This window comes from Dyadobacter sp. SRI_021 (assembly GCF_057586235.1).
Genome location: NZ_JBYCZM010000004.1, coordinates 335,318 through 354,972 on the forward strand (window position 1 = coordinate 335,318; position 19,655 = coordinate 354,972).

The following is a 19,655-nucleotide window of genomic DNA, read 5'->3' on the forward strand; positions in this document are numbered from 1 at the left end:
GAACCTGTATGTTCAATCTGCTGACTCATTACTCCGTCCGCAGGCTTTTTACCGGGTTCATCAAGGCGGCTTTGACACTCTGAAAGCTGACCGTCAGCAACGTCACCGCCAGCGCTCCCATACCCGCAAATGCAAAAATCCACCATGACAGCTCGGTTCTGTAAGTATATTGACGCAGCCAGTTATTGAGGAAGTAATAGGCAACCGGCGAAGAGATCACGAAGGCGATCAGGGCCAGAACGATGAAATCCTTCGAAAGCAATCCCCAAACATGCAGCACCGATGCCCCGAGGACTTTCCTGATGCCGATCTCTTTCGTACGCTGTTCGGCGGTAAAGGCAGCCAGCCCAAACAGGCCCAGACAGGAAATAAAAATGGCCATCATGGTGAACACAAAGCCCAGATAACCCATCCTTTCTTCGCTGGCGAATTTCAGCGCATATTCCTGGTCGGCAAATTTATAATCGAAAAGCGCGGAGGGTACCAGCTTTTTAAAAACGGCTTCCAGTTTGGGTAATGCTTCCGATACGCTCACATTTGGATTAAGACGGATATTGATCCAGTCCTGCGTATTTTCCAGGAAGAATACAGTTGGAACGGCGGACTCAAAAGGCGACGTAGCAACCATGTCCTTGACTACCCCCAGGACGAGGTATGGCTTTGGTTTACGCCAACGCGGCCCCCATACCACAGTCTCCCCAACCGGATTTTTAAGCCCCATCTGTTTTGCAAAGGACTCATTGACGATAAAGCCTGACGAATCGCTCGCGTATCGTCTGTCGAAGTCCCTGCCGGCAATAAATTCCCAGCCCACTGTTTTTCCGTACTCCGCACTGACCGGCAGCGTCCCGCACCCTCTGGGGCAAGTTATTTCTTCTCCCTTTCGGGAAAAGCCGGCATTCCACATCGTAATTTCCGTCACGGAACTCCTGGATTCTGCTACTTCCTCGACCACACCGGTATTTTTCAATTCCTGCCGGAGCAGGTCTGTCTTTCCTGCAAAATCGGGCGTCTTTTTCCTGATCTGTAATAATCCGTTCCGGTTATAACCGACCGGCCTGTCTTTGACATGCTGAATTTGCCTGTATATCAGCAGCGTACTGATAACCAATATGAGGGATACGGTAAACTGAATAACGACCAACACATTACGCGGCATGGCGGCCCGGTTTCCTGCGCCCACCGCGCGCTGCACGACCATCCCTTTCAAAACCTTTACCGGCTGAAAACCAGACAAATAAAAAGCCGGATAGCTACCGGCGGCAAGGCTGGTCAATCCGATAAAACCAAGGCTCGCCAACCAGAAGCGGGTGTTTACCCAGGGAAAGTCCAGCCGCTTGGAGGTTATGTTGTTAAACCAGGGTAATGAGAGATTAACGATCAGAATCGCAATGGCAAATGCTAGCAAAACGACCAGAAATGATTCACTTAAAAACTGCCCGACGAGTTGTCCGCGCAGGGAGCCGACAGCCTTGCGAATGCCCACCTCCTTAGCCCGGTTCATGGAACGGGCCGTTGCCAGGTTCATGAAATTAATACATGCCAATAGTAAAACAAATGCGCCGATAAGGCCGATCAGCCATACCAGCTGTACCGGCCCGGTATCGTCCAGATCGTAATGACCATACAAATGCCACCGGCTCATCGGAAGCAGGCATATCTGCGGATGTCGGGCCAAAACATCTGATGTCCCTTCCAGTTTTTTGAGGTTGTTGAGCTCGATATCCCTGATGGCGACAGAGACCTGATTGATGTCCGCCTCAGGCCGAAGTTGTACGACAACCGACAGGAACCAGTTGTCCCACTGTTGCTGGCGGACCCAGGGGTTGACGGAAGTCCATAAATCGAAGGGGGCAAAAAAGCGGATGTCATTGAATTCGGTATTACCTGGCAAATCCTCATAAACGCCTGTTACTTTTGCGTCCATGCTCGCGTCAATCCTGATCAACTTGTTCATCGGATCTTTGTCGCCGAACATAGCTCTTGCCGCCGAAGCCGATAGTAAAATAGAATGCGGATCGGTGAGCCCTGCCCAACTGCCCCGGAGCATCTTTAAAGAAAGCATTTCGGCAATGCCTCCTTCGATGAAAAGTCCCTTCTGGCTCAGCTTCTTATCACCACTTGACAAAATGTAATCTTGCGACTCCCGGGTAATCAGAATATGCTTAAAGTAGCCCGCATAATTCGATTTGAGCTCGGTTGCCACCGGGTAAGGCAGCATCACATTGGAATAGCGGGTCCCGTCGTCGGTTCTCGTCCCCCGCTCGGTCACCTTGGCAATGCGGTCGTAGTTTTTGTGATAGGTATTGAAAGTCAGCTCATCCCATAGCCACAAACCATTGAGTATCACGACGGCCATACCGACAGCCAGCCCGCTGATATTGACAGCGGAATAGGCTTTGTTCTTGACCAAATTACGAAAGGCGATTTTGAAATAATTTCGGATCATAGCGAGGTTACCGGGACAGTAATCTCACATCAAAATGTAATGCCAGTACAAAAAAGGCTTCTACGACGTATAGATCGGCAGAAAAGCAGGGCTCCACCGTTCAGAATCGGACGGAACCACGTCCGTGATTGGACACCGGGTTCGCATGGTTCGGCCCCGAACCTGCCCCATCTTCACCTGAACGTTGAAACCACCGACTCATAAGCTGGTTTCAACGACACTTTCCGGCTTTCTGCCGCCTCTGCATTGCTCGTTGCAGCCGCACCCTCTACTTTCGTTTCACTCGGTTCCGGCCGAAAATCATTCAACAGTGATATTTAACCAAAACTTGAAATCATGAAAACGAAACTCATTTTTTCCACTGCCATAGCGGCCCTGAGCGTCGGCATCCTGCAAACAGGATGCGAGAGCAGAAAAAAAGCCGAAGCCAAATACGAGGCCGACTCGCTGAAAGACGACAAAGTCGCTTACGATACCGCTTACAAAACCGAGCAGATCGCCGAACCCGTGTTGGCTCCATCTGAAAGGCATTTCGATACGGCTGTGAAATACCTGGATGGAAAAGAGTACAAAAAAGCGACCACAGAGATCGGCGAGGGTATTGCCGCCATCCGAAACGAAGGAGCGACGGATAAAGGCGAGCTGAAAGCCGAATTTTCGAAATCCGTCAAACACTTGGAGCAACTGCAAAAACTTGCCAGGGAAGGCAAGCTGACATCGGCCGAGCTCAAAAAGGGCTTTTGGCCAGCGGAAATGATGGTAACCCATTACGCGATCGAAAAATGGGAAAGTATTCCGGAATTCGAAGTCAAATCCAATGACCATCTGCGGACCGCGCTCGACGGGCTGGAAAGAAAAACAGCCGACAGCGAAGCGTCCATAAAACAAGAAGGTAAAAAGCTGGTCACTGAAACACGCAGCCTTTTAAAAACAGCCGAACGTGGCGCGGGGGCCGATGTGCAAAAAGCCCGGGATGATCTGAAACACCAGACCGCAAAGCTGAAAGCCTATATCAGGAAAAACATCTGACGGCTCAAAGTACTTCCATATCAAACTTTAAACCTGCACTATTATGAAAACCAGCATTCATGCATTGGTAGTTACTGCCCTTTTTGCCATGGCCGGCTGCGCCTCGGTAAAGGTAGACCAGGTCGATTCGGCCCACCTTGCCAACTATAAGAAATACACGTGGGTAAAACCCGAAGAAAAGACCTCGCAGCTTCCCCAGCTATCCAATACGATCACCGAAGAGAATATCCATTCGGCGGTAAAAACCGAGTTCGCCAAAAAAGGCATCGTCGAGGATGACCAGCATCCGGACCTGCTTTTGATGTACCACATTTTCACCAGCCAAAAAACCGAGAATGTCCCTAATCCTCCTGTCTATCCCTATTATGGCTATGGCTTCGGCCCACGCGCTTACTACTTTCATGGCCAGTTGATACCGATAGCCTACGCGGGTTACTACAATCCGTGGAACACAGGCTACCACCAGGAACATTATACCGACGGCACGCTGATTATCGACGTGATAGATGCCAAAAACAACGAGCTGCTCTGGCGGGGGTCTATGGAAAATCCTGTGAACGACGCAGGCAGCCTCAGCAAGCAATTTGCGAAAGAGGCGATGCAGATCCTGGGAAAATACCCGGATGCGAAATAAGGCATATCCTTAGCCGAAATAATCCGGCAGGAAGCGGAGCTTAGGCTTAATCAGGCTTGCCGCACCCTTCACCCAAAAACCGGTTTAAATGTTTTGGTTGATTGCCTTATCCGGTTAGTTCCAGCTACGGGTGTCTTTGCCATCAGGTTGCCCTCCTCCGGCAATCTGGTGGCAACTTGCCATTCGCACCGAAAATTAAATCTATTTGATAAATAATTCTATGAAGCAGAATGGGGCAAAGAGCTCCCAAAAGGCACTGGACTTGGCTTTACTGCCCACAAAAGCTTTCAGGCTTACTAATTTATACACCTATCCTACTTTGTTTGCACCCAGGTCAATATTTTATCAATATAACCAGGTCCTTCCGGCTTGCTACCTTCTGGACTACCCAAGTAATGGTTACAGCCTACACAGGTGTCATATACTAAATTGGTCTTTCCAAGGCGCAGAAATTCAAGCCGGACATAATCCAGCCCGTAAATGGGAGAACTATCGTCCCGGCTGGCAGCGATCATATAGATAGGAATCGATAATTTACGCAGCTGCTCAAAGGGTATCAGGGTACCAAAACTGGCCCAACGCAGGTAAGAATGGCCTCCCACTTCTCTATCGGTCGCAGTCGGATTTTTATAGATGTCGGCAATACGCTTAAAGGCAGCTTCAACACTATCCTGAGCCTGCTGATGGGTTAGCTCGCCTTTGGCGGCTTTGATGCGCCAGCTCATGATTCCATCGTACAGTTGATTAAGGCCGCTTCCAACGACAGATGCAATGTGCGTAACGCGCTTGTCTTCAACGGCCAGCGATGCAACTACCTGCCCGCCTTCGGAGTAACCGTATGTGATGATCTTTGTCCGATCCCAAAAACCATGGTTAATCAGATAGCTCATAACGGCCTGAGTGGCTTGCACGCGCCATTGCAAACTAAGGCGTTTTGTATATTCCTTGGAAGGCCTGTGGGCGAACAAAACCTGCGATGGGTTCTTTTGATATTCTGCAACGGTTAGATCGAGAGCCAGCGTGTCACAAAACGAGGTGCCGGGTTTGCCCAGGATAATATAATGATACTTCTCTTTCGTCTTTCCGTGTAATTCTTCATTGAAAGTAGTGGGTGTGGTTACAAATTTTTTCCCTTGAACATACAGGCATAAAGGAAGTCCCCCGCTGCCGTTGACTTCGATAAACAGTGGAGCTTTTCGACGAATATTTACAGTATCAACATAGAATTGAATCAGGCCTAGTTTCTTGTCTTTTATCGAAAACTCCTTCAAACCGTATCCGTCGGGAGTTACCGACTGAGCCATTAATATATTTTTGAATAGCAGCAGCGCAACTAACAATGGTGTAACTCTCATAAAACTGATAAGTCGAATGAATGTGGCCTGCCCATAGATAGGCATAATAACTGAAACAGCCGTTTGCAGGATTTTACTCGCCATCCTACTCTTTCTGTTGGTATACACGCGCTCGGCAAACTCTTCCGGGACCAAGCTGCAATCAACCTTCCACGATTTGGCCGTCGGCCATATAGATCCTACGGTCGGCCCGGCGTGAGAAGTCTTCATCATGCGTAACGACCAGAACCGTTTGCTGCCTTTCCTTAGCCAGCTCTTTGAACAGGCCAAATACGGTCGCACTGTTGGCACTGTCCAGGTTACCGGTAGGCTCGTCGCCCATCACAATCGATGGATCGTTGATCAGCGCCCTGGCAATGGCGACGCGCTGCTGCTGCCCACCGGAAAGCAGTGCGGCCCGCTTGGCGGCCTGGCTGTCCACGTCCAGCAGTTTTAATAAATCCATAGCCCGCTGCTCGATCTGGTCCTTGGGGTACAAGCCCAGCTTACGGGCCGGCAGCATGACATTTTCCAGGGAAGTAAATTCGGGAAGCAGGTAATGGAATTGAAACACAAAGCCGATATGCTGGTTACGGAATGCGGCGAGCCACCTGTTGGTCTTGCCTTTCATCTGTTCTCCATTTATGATGATGCTGCCTTCAAAGTCGGTGTCCATCGTGGAGAGCAGGTATAATAAGGTTGATTTCCCGCTGCCCGACTTACCCGTAATAGCAACGAATTCGCCTGCCTTCACCTGGAAGCCGACATCTTTGAGTACCTGGTTGCGGACAGGTTCTATAAAGTACTTATTCAGGTTTGCAACTTCAAGTACATTCATAAGGCTATCCTCTTAAAATGGAAATAGGGTCCATCTTTGCGGCTTTCCTGGACGGCAAATATCCCGACAAGGCCGTCGTCAGTATACCGAATGTGAAGCCGGTGATATAATAAACAGGCTTGAAACTGACCGGCAAATGATCGAGCGTGATCATTACGTCGCTGTTAAACGGGACTTTGGATACCGCATAGGAGATCAAAAAACCAAACACCAGGCCCATCACCGCGCCGGCAGCCCCGATCACCAGCGCCTGCGTTAAAAAGATGCCCCGGACATCCGAATCGGAAAAGCCGGTTGCTTTCAGGATGGCAATCTCCTTCATTTTTTCATAGATCATCATCGTCAGGATATTGAATATACCAAAGCCGGCGACCAGCAGAATCGTACCCGCCACCCCATAAACGATCATTCTTCTGAGCACATCCCCTTCCAAAAGAGAGGCATTGTCCTTTTTCCAGTCCGAGCCTTGATAATGGTACCTTGCCTGCCACTGCCCGGACATTTCCGGGGCCAGTTCCTTGTCGAAAAGCTTCACTTTAATCTCTGTCAGATAGGAAGCGGGTACACCCAGCAGTTTCTGGACCGTTTTGATGCTGGCGTAGCATTGCTGCTTGTCGATGTCGGTGAGGCCTGTTTTGAAAATCCCGGCTATTATCACGGCGAAATTCCCCCCTTTTTCAGTGGTAACAATAATCTGGTCGCCCGTTGTCACGTTCAGCCGTTTGGCCAGGCCGACGCCCATCAGGATGCTGTTGGTTTTAACATTGACTTCCTCGTAGCTGCCTTCGATGACTTTACCGGACAGATTAAATAGCTGATCTTCCCTTTCCAGGTCGACGCCGTTGATTTTGCCGTTTAGCGAAGAAGAGCCAAGCCTGAAAAATACCTGCGTGGTGATCGCCCCCGAGGCGGCCTGAACACGCGGATCGGCCCGCAGCTCGTCCAGCACCTGATTAACGTCTTTTAAATTAAGCAAGATGTCTTTGGGTTTCTGATGGTGCACCTGGTTGATGCCGTTCGGAAAGCGCCTGTCCAACAACGATTGGTCCGCTATCTGCACTTCATTGTACATCCGAAGGTGGGGAGACTGTTGAAAAACCACATCCTGGGTATACTCGTTGGTCCCCTGGATAAAGCTCACCATAAAAATGAACACGGTGATACCGAATGCAACCCCTGCGGTGGCAACCAGGGTCTGCCGCAGCTTGGCCTTCATATAAGTGGCGGCGATAGATGCCGACAAAGCGATATTAGTGAGCCGCTTCTTCATATCCGTTATGGGGCTTTTTCATAAACAAGGTCACCGGCTTTCAGCCCGCTTTTAACCTCGGTCCATTGACCGCTTCTCACGCCGGCATTCAATTTCTGTTTGACGACCTTACCGTCAGCCCCTGCCGTCCATACCGAGTCGCCCGGCAGCAGCAATGTGTTGGGTATGGCCAGCGCATTGCCCTGGCGTATGAGGATATTGGCCTCGACGGAAGATTGAGGGAAGAAATCCGTGGCGCCTGCTACACTCGCTTCCACTTTAAAACTGCGGTTTTCTTTTTGGATTACAGGCACAATCTTGCTTACTGTTGCGGTGAACTGTTTGCCAGCGAAGGCATCGGTCTCAAAAAAGACCTTTTGCCCCAGCTTCACCTGGGCAATGTCCCTTTCATCGACCAGCAGTTCCAGTTTGAACCGGCCGGTGCTGCCCGTGAGCATGATCGGCTCGCCGGCCGCCGCAGTGCCGCCTTCCGTGTGATAAATACTGAACACTTTGCCGTCAATGCTGCTGGTAAGCATATGGGTTTCCCTGAGCTCGCGCAGCTGCGCGAGCTGGCGGCTCACCGAAAGAACATTTTCCTTTTGGTCGTCGAGCAGCGCCTGATATTGGTATTGCAGGTTGTTGTATTCGGTCAGGCTTGCCCGGGCCTTGATGGCCCGATGCTCCGCTTCCTGGGCCGGAACAGCTTTCTCAGCAGCAAGTTCCCGGTAATTTTGGGCTTCTGCCGAATCCTGTTCGTATTGCTTCCTGGCCAGAGCCGCTTTCTGCCGCAGCTCCCGCGCCCTTGCCGAGCTGTCGGATGCATTTTGGCGCGCGAGCCGGAGCTGTTTGCCGAGTATGTCCAGCTGGGCATTTTGACTGGGCTGGCCCAGCACCGCCAATACCTGGCCTTTTTGGACCTGATCTCCCTGCGCAACCAGGATTCTCAGGATGTGCTCACTGGATGTGGCCTTCATCACCTCGTATTCTGCGGGCATGATCTCTCCGGAAGCATAAACAGCTTCATTGATGGCTTGGGTGGTCACCTTAAAACTTGCAGGTTCCTTTTTGCATGAAGACAGGGCTATCAAGCCTGCCAGCGTCAGTATACAAAACTTTTTCATACACCTAATTGCCTTGTAAGTATTCGAGTTCAACGATTTGGGTCAGGCATTGCAGTTTGGCTGCCAGGCGCTTACGTCTCACGACAGTCAATTCGTCCTGTAACTGCTTCATTTGTATCATATCCATAATGCCCTTTTGTAATTTCTTGGTCGAGAGGCCTATATTTTCCCGGGCAAGCGCTTCCTTTGTTTGCAGGGTTGCAAGCTCCTGCAAGGCACGGTCGTAGCCGATTTTTGCGGTCAGGAAGGCCTTGTTCCCACTATTGATACCAGCCTGTCGTTCGGCCTGAGCCAGCAGCACACTTTCCTTGTCCTTTTTGAGCTGATAGCGCATCCGCGGCACATCAAAGATGGGCATTGAAAGCCGGAGCCCCACATACCCGGAGGAAAACCATTTCGAGCGTGTGATAAAACTGGCTTCACTGCCAAAACCAAGCCGGCTATAACCGCTGACGAAAGATAGTTTCGGATATAATGCGGCCGTGGAATGCCTGACCACGGCCCTGGCGATGTCAACCGTCAGGCTGTCTTGCCTAAAATCGGGTAAGCGTTGAGCACTAAAATCAGTTTGTGGAGCGGCTTCCGGAAGCGAAACACCGCCCGTATCGATCGAAATTGAATCGGCGAGCGGAAAGCCCATCCAGAATTTAAGGTCCAGCAACGATTGCAGGTAAGAAGCCCGGATGCCGGCCGCTTCGTCGCCCAGGTCTTCAAGCAACGCGAGCGACTGATTTACCGCGATCTGATCCGTAATGCCCTTCTCAAAGTTCAGCGCGATTAACCGGTGGCTTTCCTGAAAATCCCGGACCCTGCCTTCCGCTGTATGGTAATCCTGCTGGTGCAAGACGGCAGCATAGTAGGCCATGCGGACATTTTTGGCCACCAGTTTTTGCTCTGAATGGTTCTGACTGGCCTTTAACTGCTGTTCGAGCATGGAAGTTTTGATCTGCTTCCATCCTTCTGCATCGATTAGGCTGAGATTCGCCTGCAACCCGGCATTTCCCATCCAGGGCGTTCCCAGACGGACAGGAACAAATGTGCCCTGGGGCTGGCCCAGCAGCTCACCCGGGAATACCTGCACGGGGATTTGCCAGTAATGATCCAGCGAGACCGAACCGGTGACAGTCGGCAGCAATCTGGCTTTCGACTGACCGGCAGCTGTTGCGGCAACCGCCAACCGTTGGCGCCCTACCGATAAATCCTGGTTATGGGCAGCAGCATATTCCAGACATTTGTTCAAAGTCCAGACGGATTGAGCCGCGCAGATCTGCATCGACATCGTCGAAAGCAGCAACCCCAACCCTACCACCAATAGCTTGTTCTTTAAGTTCATCATAAAAAGAACCAAAAAGTTAAAATTTTAACCATCAAGCTCAATCGTCCGCTTCCAGCGCTCGAGAATGATAGGAAATTCGACCAGCAGCATCTTGTAAAGAATGGCAACCTCACCCAGTTCCTTGTCGAACTGGTCCTGAATACCGCGCGCCTTCCGGACATCGTCCAGGATACCAAAAAACTGCTGGTAACGGGAGGTCATCTCCTTCTCATTGAAAAGGCTCCGCATATTCACAAAGAAAAAGCGCCTGCGCTTTCCGCCGACTGTCCGGAAGCTGGCCATACCCGACGCTGTCAGCATTTTAAGTGCGTTCGACACGGCACTTTTGCTCACCTTAAAATACTCGACTAAATCCTCGAAAACAGCGCCTTCCTTACCCGTAAGTAGTAGGTACGTAAAAACTCTCGCTGCTACCGGTGTGAGGCCCATATGCTCAAGATGGCCACTATGCTGCTCGATCCGCTCTCTATGTTGTTCCAAAATAATCGATTAGGTGACTAACGGTCAAAGTAATAGCATTTGGTTCTCAAAAACAAGAACCAATGATTAAATATCTCTTACTGCCAGCACCGTAACACGAAATAAGTCCTAAAAGCCCCGCAATCCTGATGGAAACCGAACATTAGTTCTAAAAATTTGACGATTTCTGCCCTAGAACTCATTCCCACCTCCCGTTCTTTGCCCAATAATATCATATTATTTATTCATTAAATCATAAAACAGATATGCTCGTTTTTGACCCACCCGATTTGAGGCCGCGCATTGCCGGATGCCTTATGGACTTCCGGGAGATATCGAAAGAGGTAGCTTACACCGTCCCGAAAATGATTAAACCATTAACGTCTTGAAAGAATGAAAAGAAAATTACTCAGGTTGTTGAAATCGGCCTTCGCTGTTGCCGGACTGCTCCTGTCTGTCCATACAGTCTCGGCACAGGCAATAAACGCCACTGTCAAGCTCAATAAAGATATCTCGTATCAGAAGATTTCGGGTTTCGGAGGATTTGTCAACAGCCCGCAATTCGGCTACAACCATATGAGCGAGGCTGAAATCAGGAAGATGTGGGGAGCAAACAGCGAGGCAGGCTACAACATAATGCGTATATATATACCCATCGGCGAGGCCAACTGGCCGCAAGCCCTGGCCACGGCGCAACTGGCACAGTCACTCGGTCTGAGAATATTCGCGTCTCCGTGGTCAATGCCCTCGGAATGGAAAACCTATAATACACAGGCCTCACGATACACCGACGGAAACGGAGTGGTACGGCCAGTATATTTAAAAGAAGAAAACTACACACTCTATGCTCAGTACCTGGATAATTTTGTTACATACTTGAAAAACAACGGTGTCGAACTGGAAGCGATATCACTCCAGAATGAGCCCGACTACCAGGTTGACTACGCCGGTTGCATTTGGACGCCTGCTCAAATGGCCAATTTCATTAAAAATCATGCTGACAAGATCAACTGTAAAGTAATTGCTCCCGAGAGCGTAGGCATCACAGATAATTACGCCACTGCCTTCCTGGATCCGGCTGTGCTCGCCAATTTCGAGATTTTTGGCGGTCATCAGTACGGCGCGATCCAGACGGGCCATCTGAATGTACAGGCCCAGGGAAAAGAAGTGTGGATGACGGAATATCTGATCAACTGGAACGCAGATGGCGGTTCGCGCAACTATGACTGGCAGCGGGATGCCTTCGATTTTGCTACCAGACTCAATGATGCCTTGCTGGCTAATGTCAACGCCTGGGTGCACTATGCAACAAAACGCTACTACGGACTAATGGGCGACGGCCAGTTTGGTACGGTGGCCGGAGAAATTACCAGGCGTGGCAACGTGCTCTCCCACTATGCGAAATTTGTCACCGGCGCAAGGCGTATTCAAAGTATATGGAATGACAATACCAGTATGCTGAATGGTTCGAGCTATATTTCCGAGGCAGGTGATAAAGCTTTCGTAGTCATCATCAATCCGTCGGCTAATACCTATGACCTTTCGGTTGACTTGCCGTTTTTGTCCAATGCAGGAAAGGCTGTGACAACGACCCAAACCGCCAGCATGGTTGAAACTCTGGTGGCCTTCACAGAGCAGACGGCCCGTCCGAAAGTAACAATCGGCGCGTCCAGCATTACGACACTGGTATTTGAAAAAAGTGGTGAGCGGTCGGTTTCTCAGATGGCCAGCGAGCTTATCCATTATGGAAAGATTGAAAACCAGACAGTGACCAATCCCACGTTCGGAACCGGCTATCAACTTAGTGGAAAAACAGCCACTATCAAATTCGACCAACAGCTTGTAAGTCCCAACAGAACGGCAGAAAACGGCTACCTGCAATTAACTGAAAAATTCAACAAACTGGTTTTCAGAGTAGAAAATCTCTCCTCTACTAACAACTACTCTTCCAGCAATACAACCCTGTATTACGTCAATAGTGCCGGGGCAGTCAATTCCCATAATTATGGAAGTGTTAACTTTTCAAGGAGGCAAAACTTCGACTGGGTTTTTGACATTTCAGAGAACGTGCTTGCTGACGGATGTAGTGGCATTATCGGTATCAGTAATGGCAATTACAGTTCAATACTGACCTTCAAATTCGCCAATGTGTACTTGTCGGTCGGCAATGAAAGAGGTTACAGGTTCTCCGGCCCGTACAGCGATACCGACAGCTATCTTCTGGACTGTCTTGACGATGCCAGCTACACTTCACTGGACCTGAAAAATACCACGGGTATCACGCCCCAGACCGACTGGCACGCTGCCGCCGCCAACAAAAACGCTGTATTCTATACGCAAGACGCTCAACTGAGCGGAAAAAATAACGTTGTTTACCAGGATGTATGTGAAAAGCTTGAAATCAGCGACACTGGTGCGGACTTCTATCCACCAACCGGCTTTACGGCAACCGCTGCAACATACACATGTACTTTGAATGGATTGAAAATGCTTGTACTGCCATTCGAAGCCGATATACCTGCCGGTGTAAAAGCTTATACCGTCGAATATACGGACCCTAAAATAACCGGAAAGATTATCGTCGGCGGCAAAATACCGGCCAATACCCCGGTACTGGTCAATGGCACGGGCACCTTTGCATTTGTGGGTTCGGGAGCCATAGCCGCTTCGGCGAATTTAAGGTCGGGCGCAAATTCAGAACTCGCGGGCAGCGCGGTACGCAATATGCAGGTTGGCATCACAGGCGCAGTCTACATTGGAATCCCTGCCCCTATTGGCGGATATTATCTTGACAGTACAAACGGCGCGCCCATATTCACCCGGGTTACCGCCTCTTCCCAGCCAGGCATCCGCTCCTTTGACGCTTACCTGGCGCCAGGACTTTCGACGACCGCACAAACCCTCGAGCTTCTTTTAGATGAAACTGCTCTCCCCGTTCGCATGGGCAGCTTTACGGCAACGCCTTCCGAGAGGGCGGTACGTCTTGACTGGACCACTCACGGTGAAAAAGACAACGCAGGCTTCGATATCGAACGTAGTACCGATGCGCGCAGGTTTGTGAAAATAGCCACGGTACAGGGCTTCGGTGACAGTGAGACAGATAACCACTATCAATGGGTCGACCACTCGCCTCTTCCTGCCAGGAGCTATTACCGCCTGAGACAGAATGACCTGGACGGCACTTTTACCTACTCGGTGATCAGGGCCGTTAACAACAGCGGTTTCCCATCAATTTCCGTCTACCCAAACCCCGTCAGTACCCTGCTAACCCTGGATTTGAAGGAAAATAAAGTGATCGGCGAGCTGGTGATAACCAACGCGCTGGGGCAAAGCGTGATCCGGTCGAATTCGGCAAAAGGCGGAACTATTCAGATCGATGTCTCCGGGCTGAGCGCGGGAATCTACTTCTACCGTCTGGATAATGCCACTGGTTCATTTATCAAGAATTAATCAGAAAGCTGACCACCATGTAGCCCTGCAACGCCATGTTCCATTGCTCTTTAAGTTGCGGGTGCCTAATACGACAACATCCCGGGAAGGCGGCTTTCCGGGATGTTGTCGTATTGGGCCAGGATTCAGTCACACGTGCGCATTGCCAGCTTTCCTATCTCCGTGGCCGACGCCCCATTGATATTCCCATGGATGAAAATGCCATGCGCTCAAAAAAACTTTGTTATCTATATTCGTCGAATTTTTTCTATCATGCGGAGGTTTATTCAACGTGGCTTTCAGCGGTATAAAAATGCACCTACTTTACGCGTCTTCTTTACGGGTTTTCTTTTGCCTCCTCTTCATTCTCAACACTTCCTTCAGTCAACCAATACAACCCAGACGCAACACTGCCCCCGGCTACGAGGTCAGGCACTTCACAGACGAAAATGGCCTTCCGCAAAACAGCGTTAAATCCATCGTACGCGATTCACGCGGGAATATCTGGCTGGCTACCGAAAGAGGCCTGGTCCGGTTTGATGGCAATCGTTTCGTAACATTTGATAACCTTGGCAATTCCTTTGCGGCGCGAAGCATTTCAGGCTTCTATCTGGATCCGCAAGGTAGAACCGATGGCCTGCTGGCGATAACTAACAACCGCGCCTGGATTCGAATCATGGATGGCAAGGCCGCTGTCGATACTTCTTTGAAAGGTTATCCGTTGCAAAGGCCGATGAATATTTCAAAAAGGCTCAGCCAAAATGTGATCGAAGCATTGCCCGATCTCAATGAAGCAGCCCTGACATTTTACCGTCAAACTATCTGCGTCATCTACCCTGCACCGGCCGCGCGGTATTTCGTGTATGACCTCAAAAACATCGGTTATTATGTGAGCAACAAGATAACCAGGGTCTTTCCATTTCCGGATAAAAGTTTTTTCCGATTTTTCCGTCTGGGTGAAAGCCTTTATTACCTGGACGAGAATTTAAAACTAACCCGTTTTTCAGGAACCGCCCGCCGGACGGTACAGTCGATGCTTACCGGGCCGGTTCCCACGGATCCTGACTATCAATCCACAAAACAGCACCAGATTTTTTGGAACAGCCATTCCGACCAGGCATTTATCTATACCGGCCGGCGGCTGTACTTTCTGCAACCGGCCAAAGATGGCTCACTCACCAGCAAGTTGGTTCTGGATGGATTCGATTTTAAGGACAAGGATATTAAAACCATCTTTTTCGACAATGAGACGAACAGGCTGTTTCTGGGAAGTCAGTTGCATGGCCTGTATATTGTTTCCCAAAAACAATTTCGCACGATCGTCGATCCTTCCGCAAAATCCGACAACGTTTTTTACGGACAAACACTACTTGACAGCAACAGGTTGGGCACGCTCACCGGGGCTGTTTTCTCATTGGACAGCGGCAGCCTGGGTATGCCTGCGCAGCGCTTGAAATTGATAGAAAAAACAATTGATTGGGACAAGTACTGCATCGTCAAAGACCGCGAAGGTACATTCTGGAGTAAACGAAGAGAGACTTTGTACAGGTTTGACGCCAGTGGCAAACGCGTCATTGCCAGCTGGAAAATGGCTGATGAAATAAAACAGCTTTACCCGGGCATAAACGGTAAGATCTGGATTGGTACTAACTCGCTTGGTCTTTATTACATTGATCCGTCGGTGCCCGGCGCCCAGCCGCGCTTTTTCGCAGGGAAACATTTATCGAGCATCTCCTGGATTCAGCATCAGACAACCGAAATACTGTGGATTGGAACGGGAAAGGGCCTTTACAGCATTCATTTGCCCTCCAAAAGTATATCCCGAATTAACAAGCTTGCCGACAGCTACGTACGAAGCCTCTACATTCCCGACGGCAGTGACGAAATATGGATTACTACATACACTGACGGCATATTTCTTTTAAAAGATAGAAAACTGACCCAGTTCCCCCTCGACAAAGGGCAATACCTTGCCGGCGCCCATTGCATCGTCGAGGATAAAAACGGCTACTTTTGGATAACTACCAATAAAGGGCTGTTTCAGGTGAAGAAGGCCGATTTACTGGCTTATGCCTCCAAGCCATTCGATTTATATTACCACTATTATGCCAAAACAGCCGGCTTTAATACCAACGAATTCAACGGAGGTTGCCAGCCATGCGCCCTGAAAACACCGGGAGGTATGGTGTCGCTCCCCTCGATCAATGGCCTGGTGTGGTTCGTCCCGGAGCTGGTAAGACCGGAAGTTCCGAAGCAGCAGATTTACATCGATGAACCCGACGGTGATGACAGTACGTTCGCATTTGACCGGAGCAGGATTTCCGTTAAACCCGGTGTCCCCCAAATCGTACTAAATGTGACTACACCCTACTTTGGCAACCCGTATAACCTGAAAATGTCATACAGGCTCTTCAAAGGCGCCGAACCCATGACCGACTGGAAAGTACTGGACGAAAGCAGAAGCATTGCAATTCCGTTTCAGGGAGGAGGAAACTACACACTGCGTGTACGTAAGGCCGACGGGTTTGGCATGGGCAACCATAGCGAGCGGGATTTCGCCATTTTCGTCGAAAAACAGTGGCATGAAACCTGGTGGTTCAGAGGGTTGGTTGCCGCGGCGATTCTGCTGCTGTTTTACGGGATATTAAGACGACGCGTAAAAGCTGTTGAAAGGCAAAAACAGGCCCTGGAAATCAAGGTAAAGGAACGAACAGAGCATTTGGAAAAAACACTCGGCGTATTGAGCGAATCCGAGAAACAGCTGGAACAGCAGGTGCGGTTGCATATGCATATGATTGCCTCCATTTCCCACGATATCCGCACGCCCGTAAGGCATATGTCCTATGCGCTGGATTATAGTCAGGCACTGATTAACGACCGTAAGCTGGACAGTGCGATTAGCTTTATCAGGCAGTTGAAACAGGCCGTCGAAAATATGTACCACATGGTAGACAACCTGGTCAATTTCATTAAACCGGAGGTGAGCGGCGCGGGTAATACCGTGACTTCCGTGAAACTGAGTGATTTGATCAACGAAAAGATTTCGCTGTTCAGGCAGATCGCAGCAGCTAATAATGTCGATATTCAGGTGGACCTGGCCCCGGAGGAGATCGTATTTACCGATCCCAAACTCCTGAGCATCATTGTCCATAACCTGATCGACAACGCCATTAAGGCGCGTGACAGAAACACACTTAGAATTTATGTCCTGCACGAAGATACCGACCTGCGACTCATTTTTGAGGACGGCGGCCCCGGTATGCCACCCGAGCTGATGAACTGGCTCAATGCGGCCAGTCCTGAAGACGCAAACCTGCCAGCAGGTTATGAAGGTCTCGGCTTGCTCTTGTTAAAACAGATATCAAAATTATTGCGTTTAGACATCTACGTCACAAACACCCCGGGAGCCTCCGTTCATTTGATCTTCAAAAAAAGCAATTTGCCTAAAACGACGCTATAAATGGTCAGCGGTGCTTTGTTCGAGATACCAGAACTTTTTGGCAAGGTCCACGATGTTGTCTACACCCATTTTCTTAAAAATGCGGTTCTTTTGGGTTCCTACGGTGGAAATCTTGACATTCAGTTCATCGGCTATCGATTTAAGCCACTTGCCTGTGAGCAGCAAACCAAGTACCTCACGCTCCCGCGTAGTAAGCGCCGCCATGGGGTCCGGTTGCATCGATTTACCCTCCATCAGAGTGCTGAACATTGCCTCTTTTAACTTTGGACTGACATACTTTTTGTTTTCCAGTATCATACGGATGGCATTTGCCGTCTCCGAATCGAAGCTGTTTTTGTGCAGGAACCCATTGGCGCCCCTATGTAAGCAGATGGGCGCATTGGTGAGTTCGTCTCTCCCAGAAAACACGAGAATTTTCAAATCCGGCTGCACCTCCCGGTAAGCACCGATCATTTCCGCCCCGCGGCTCCCCGGAATGGCCAGGTCCAATACCATCAAGTCGACCGGGGTTTTCGCCAGCACTTCGAGCCCTTCCTGAAAAGAATACGCAAACGTGATGGTGGAATTTTCGACGACTGTTTTAATAATCGCTTGTATCCCTACGGATACCATAGGGTGATCGTCAATAATAAGTATGTGATACATATCGGGGTTGTAGAAGGCGGTTTAAATTTCAAGGTAAAGGTAACTCCCTGAGCTCACTTACTGAAAAATTCGTAGCAATTAGTAGTAATATTTCGATTTCCATTGCTACCTGGCCTCTCTATGTTTACACATCGATTTGTCGAAACCTAAAAAGTTAGCGATCGATACGAACGATTTCAATACAAATATTTTAAACTCATCGATAGTTGCATGAAAACAGAACATCTATTAATCGGCATTTCAAAGAAAAAGGTTTCTACTGCGCTATTTGCGGCTGCGCTGTTGCTCGGCTCTTCCACTGCTTTCGCGCAAGTCAAGATCGGAACTAATCCGACGACCATCGAGCCCAATTCCAACCTGGAAGTGGAGGCTTCCACCCCCGGACGTAAAATGAAAGTGGACAAAACAACCGGCCAGGTATCCATCGCCGACGGCACGGAGGGCGCCGGGAAGGTTTTGACTTCCGATGCAGCCGGCGGGACGAGCTGGCAATACCCCTTGTCTGGTGCGATGGTCAACGGAACCACCGGAGGACAGGTAACTGTTACAAACACAGGAACATTTGCTACCTATTCGGGCGCGACGATAACGTTACCCAGACCTGGCACCTACATGGTCACTGCACAGTGGACAATGCCTACCGCCGCCACAACTTATCCTGTTGGTAACCAAGCTTTTGTTAACACGGCCTTATCGACGAGCCCTTCCACATATGACCCCGTTGGCATAGCAGCAGAGTGGTTGGTTATCGCAGGCGGGGCCTACCACACTACACCCTCATTCAGAGTTACTGTTGCAGGGCCTCAAACGCTTTATTTCTGGTTTCAAACCGGCTTCTTTTCCGGTGAACTAAGGTTTACCGAAACCTACGCAATCGGGCCATTTTAGCACGCTTTGACAAGCCTCTGCCAACAAGGCATCTAGAGAAAACGCATTTATCTCTCAATCAACTTCAATACTGCGCTAATGAAAAAACTATTACACAAAGCATTTTGTGTGGCTGTATTTGGAATGCTTATGTTCCTTGCTCCGTCAACTATATGGGCTCAGGTAAAAATCGGTCCGAATCCAACTACGATAGACCCCAACGCCATGCTGCAGGTAGATGCGGAAGCCCCTGGCAATCGTGCGGGCATTTTGCTCCCCAGGGTAGCATTGGCTGCAACGAACATTGCCGCTCCTTGCGCTAGCCACGTAGCCGGTATGTTCGTTTACAACACGGCGAGTGCCGGAAGCGGCAACACGGCAGTCTACCCCGGGCAGTACTATAATGACGGGACTCAATGGGTGAGAGCAACCTCAATACCTGTTCAGAGAACCTGGCAGGCGTTCACAGAAGGGATCGACAGAACATACGGTACCACTTACACAAATTCCCTGCCTTATGAAATCGTGGTGAATGCTGGCGCACATAGTGCACTTTTTGTGGGGGAAAGAGTCATTCTGAGCGGTTTCGTGAATGGGGTTAAAGTTACATCGTCCACTGGTACTGGCAATGGGACCCTGGGAAACACCGCAAGTGTCAGTATTATTGTCCCTCCCGGTGCTACCTATCACATCGACCTGTTTGAAGAAACTCCCACCAGCTTATGGCAGAATGACCATTGGACTGAGTATAAATGATGGAGAACGGCTGCACTGCTACCGATTGAAATGAAAACCAGCATTG

14 protein-coding genes are annotated in these 19,655 nt (G+C 49.7%); 6 read left to right on the forward strand and 8 right to left on the reverse strand.

The annotated features are described in order from the left end of the window. Positions 1-28 precede the first annotated feature (28 nt). Positions 29-2,449, reverse strand: coding sequence for an ABC transporter permease (locus AC2YIT_RS14410; RefSeq protein ID WP_487279619.1), 2,421 nt, complete (start codon positions 2,447-2,449; stop codon positions 29-31). A gap of 336 nt (positions 2,450-2,785) precedes the next feature. Here AC2YIT_RS14410 and AC2YIT_RS14415 point away from each other — a divergent pair, with 336 nt between their 5' ends. Both AC2YIT_RS14415 and AC2YIT_RS14420 read left to right on the forward strand, forming a co-directional pair. Next, positions 2,786-3,478, forward strand: a complete 693-nt coding sequence (locus AC2YIT_RS14415; protein ID WP_487279620.1) for a hypothetical protein — start codon at positions 2,786-2,788, stop codon at positions 3,476-3,478. Positions 3,479-3,521: 43 nt separating this feature from the next. Next, positions 3,522-4,112, forward strand: coding sequence for a DUF4136 domain-containing protein (locus AC2YIT_RS14420; protein ID WP_430845692.1), 591 nt, complete (start codon positions 3,522-3,524; stop codon positions 4,110-4,112). A gap of 314 nt (positions 4,113-4,426) precedes the next feature. Here AC2YIT_RS14420 and AC2YIT_RS14425 read toward each other — a convergent pair whose 3' ends face one another. The 6 genes from AC2YIT_RS14425 to AC2YIT_RS14450 are packed head-to-tail and all read right to left on the reverse strand — an operon-like array spanning position 4,427 to position 10,473. After that, a complete protein-coding gene (locus tag AC2YIT_RS14425; protein WP_487279621.1) occupies positions 4,427-5,551 on the reverse strand; it encodes an alpha/beta hydrolase family protein in 1,125 nt (374 codons plus the stop codon). Between the two features lie 58 nt (positions 5,552-5,609). Continuing rightward, positions 5,610-6,284, reverse strand: coding sequence for an ABC transporter ATP-binding protein (locus AC2YIT_RS14430; protein WP_487279622.1), 675 nt, complete (start codon positions 6,282-6,284; stop codon positions 5,610-5,612). Between the two features lie 4 nt (positions 6,285-6,288). Next, positions 6,289-7,554 (reverse strand): ABC transporter permease, encoded by a 1,266-nt coding sequence (locus AC2YIT_RS14435; RefSeq protein ID WP_487279623.1) that lies wholly within the window; start codon positions 7,552-7,554, stop codon positions 6,289-6,291. Positions 7,555-7,559: 5 nt separating this feature from the next. Further along, positions 7,560-8,657, reverse strand: a complete 1,098-nt coding sequence (locus tag AC2YIT_RS14440) for an efflux RND transporter periplasmic adaptor subunit (protein ID WP_487279624.1) — start codon at positions 8,655-8,657, stop codon at positions 7,560-7,562. Positions 8,658-8,661: 4 nt separating this feature from the next. Further along, entirely contained in the window at positions 8,662-9,993 is a 1,332-nt protein-coding gene (locus tag AC2YIT_RS14445; protein WP_487279625.1) for a TolC family protein, read from the reverse strand. A gap of 24 nt (positions 9,994-10,017) precedes the next feature. Further along, the gene (locus AC2YIT_RS14450; RefSeq protein ID WP_430845686.1) at positions 10,018-10,473 is read right to left on the reverse strand and encodes a GbsR/MarR family transcriptional regulator; all 456 of its coding nucleotides are present in this window, start codon (positions 10,471-10,473) and stop codon (positions 10,018-10,020) included. A 372-nt stretch (positions 10,474-10,845) separates the two neighbouring features. On the opposite strand from AC2YIT_RS14450, the gene AC2YIT_RS14455 reads away from it, so the two are divergent. Together AC2YIT_RS14455 and AC2YIT_RS14460 are read left to right on the forward strand one after the other, a co-directional pair. Then, entirely contained in the window at positions 10,846-13,902 is a 3,057-nt protein-coding gene (locus AC2YIT_RS14455; RefSeq protein ID WP_487279626.1) for a T9SS type A sorting domain-containing protein, read from the forward strand. Between the two features lie 292 nt (positions 13,903-14,194). After that, entirely contained in the window at positions 14,195-17,341 is a 3,147-nt protein-coding gene (locus AC2YIT_RS14460) for a two-component regulator propeller domain-containing protein (protein WP_487279627.1), read from the forward strand. On the opposite strand, the gene AC2YIT_RS14465 is transcribed toward AC2YIT_RS14460, so the two are convergent. Beyond that, the gene (locus AC2YIT_RS14465; RefSeq protein ID WP_430845683.1) at positions 17,336-17,986 is read right to left on the reverse strand and encodes a response regulator; all 651 of its coding nucleotides are present in this window, start codon (positions 17,984-17,986) and stop codon (positions 17,336-17,338) included. The two genes, AC2YIT_RS14460 and AC2YIT_RS14465, sit on opposite strands and share 6 nt — an antisense overlap. 210 nt (positions 17,987-18,196) lie before the next feature. Here AC2YIT_RS14465 and AC2YIT_RS14470 point away from each other — a divergent pair, with 210 nt between their 5' ends. Both AC2YIT_RS14470 and AC2YIT_RS14475 read left to right on the forward strand, forming a co-directional pair. Next, positions 18,197-18,874, forward strand: coding sequence for a hypothetical protein (locus tag AC2YIT_RS14470; RefSeq protein WP_430845682.1), 678 nt, complete (start codon positions 18,197-18,199; stop codon positions 18,872-18,874). A 78-nt stretch (positions 18,875-18,952) separates the two neighbouring features. Beyond that, entirely contained in the window at positions 18,953-19,609 is a 657-nt protein-coding gene (locus AC2YIT_RS14475) for a hypothetical protein (protein ID WP_487279628.1), read from the forward strand. Positions 19,610-19,655: the final 46 nt, after the last annotated feature.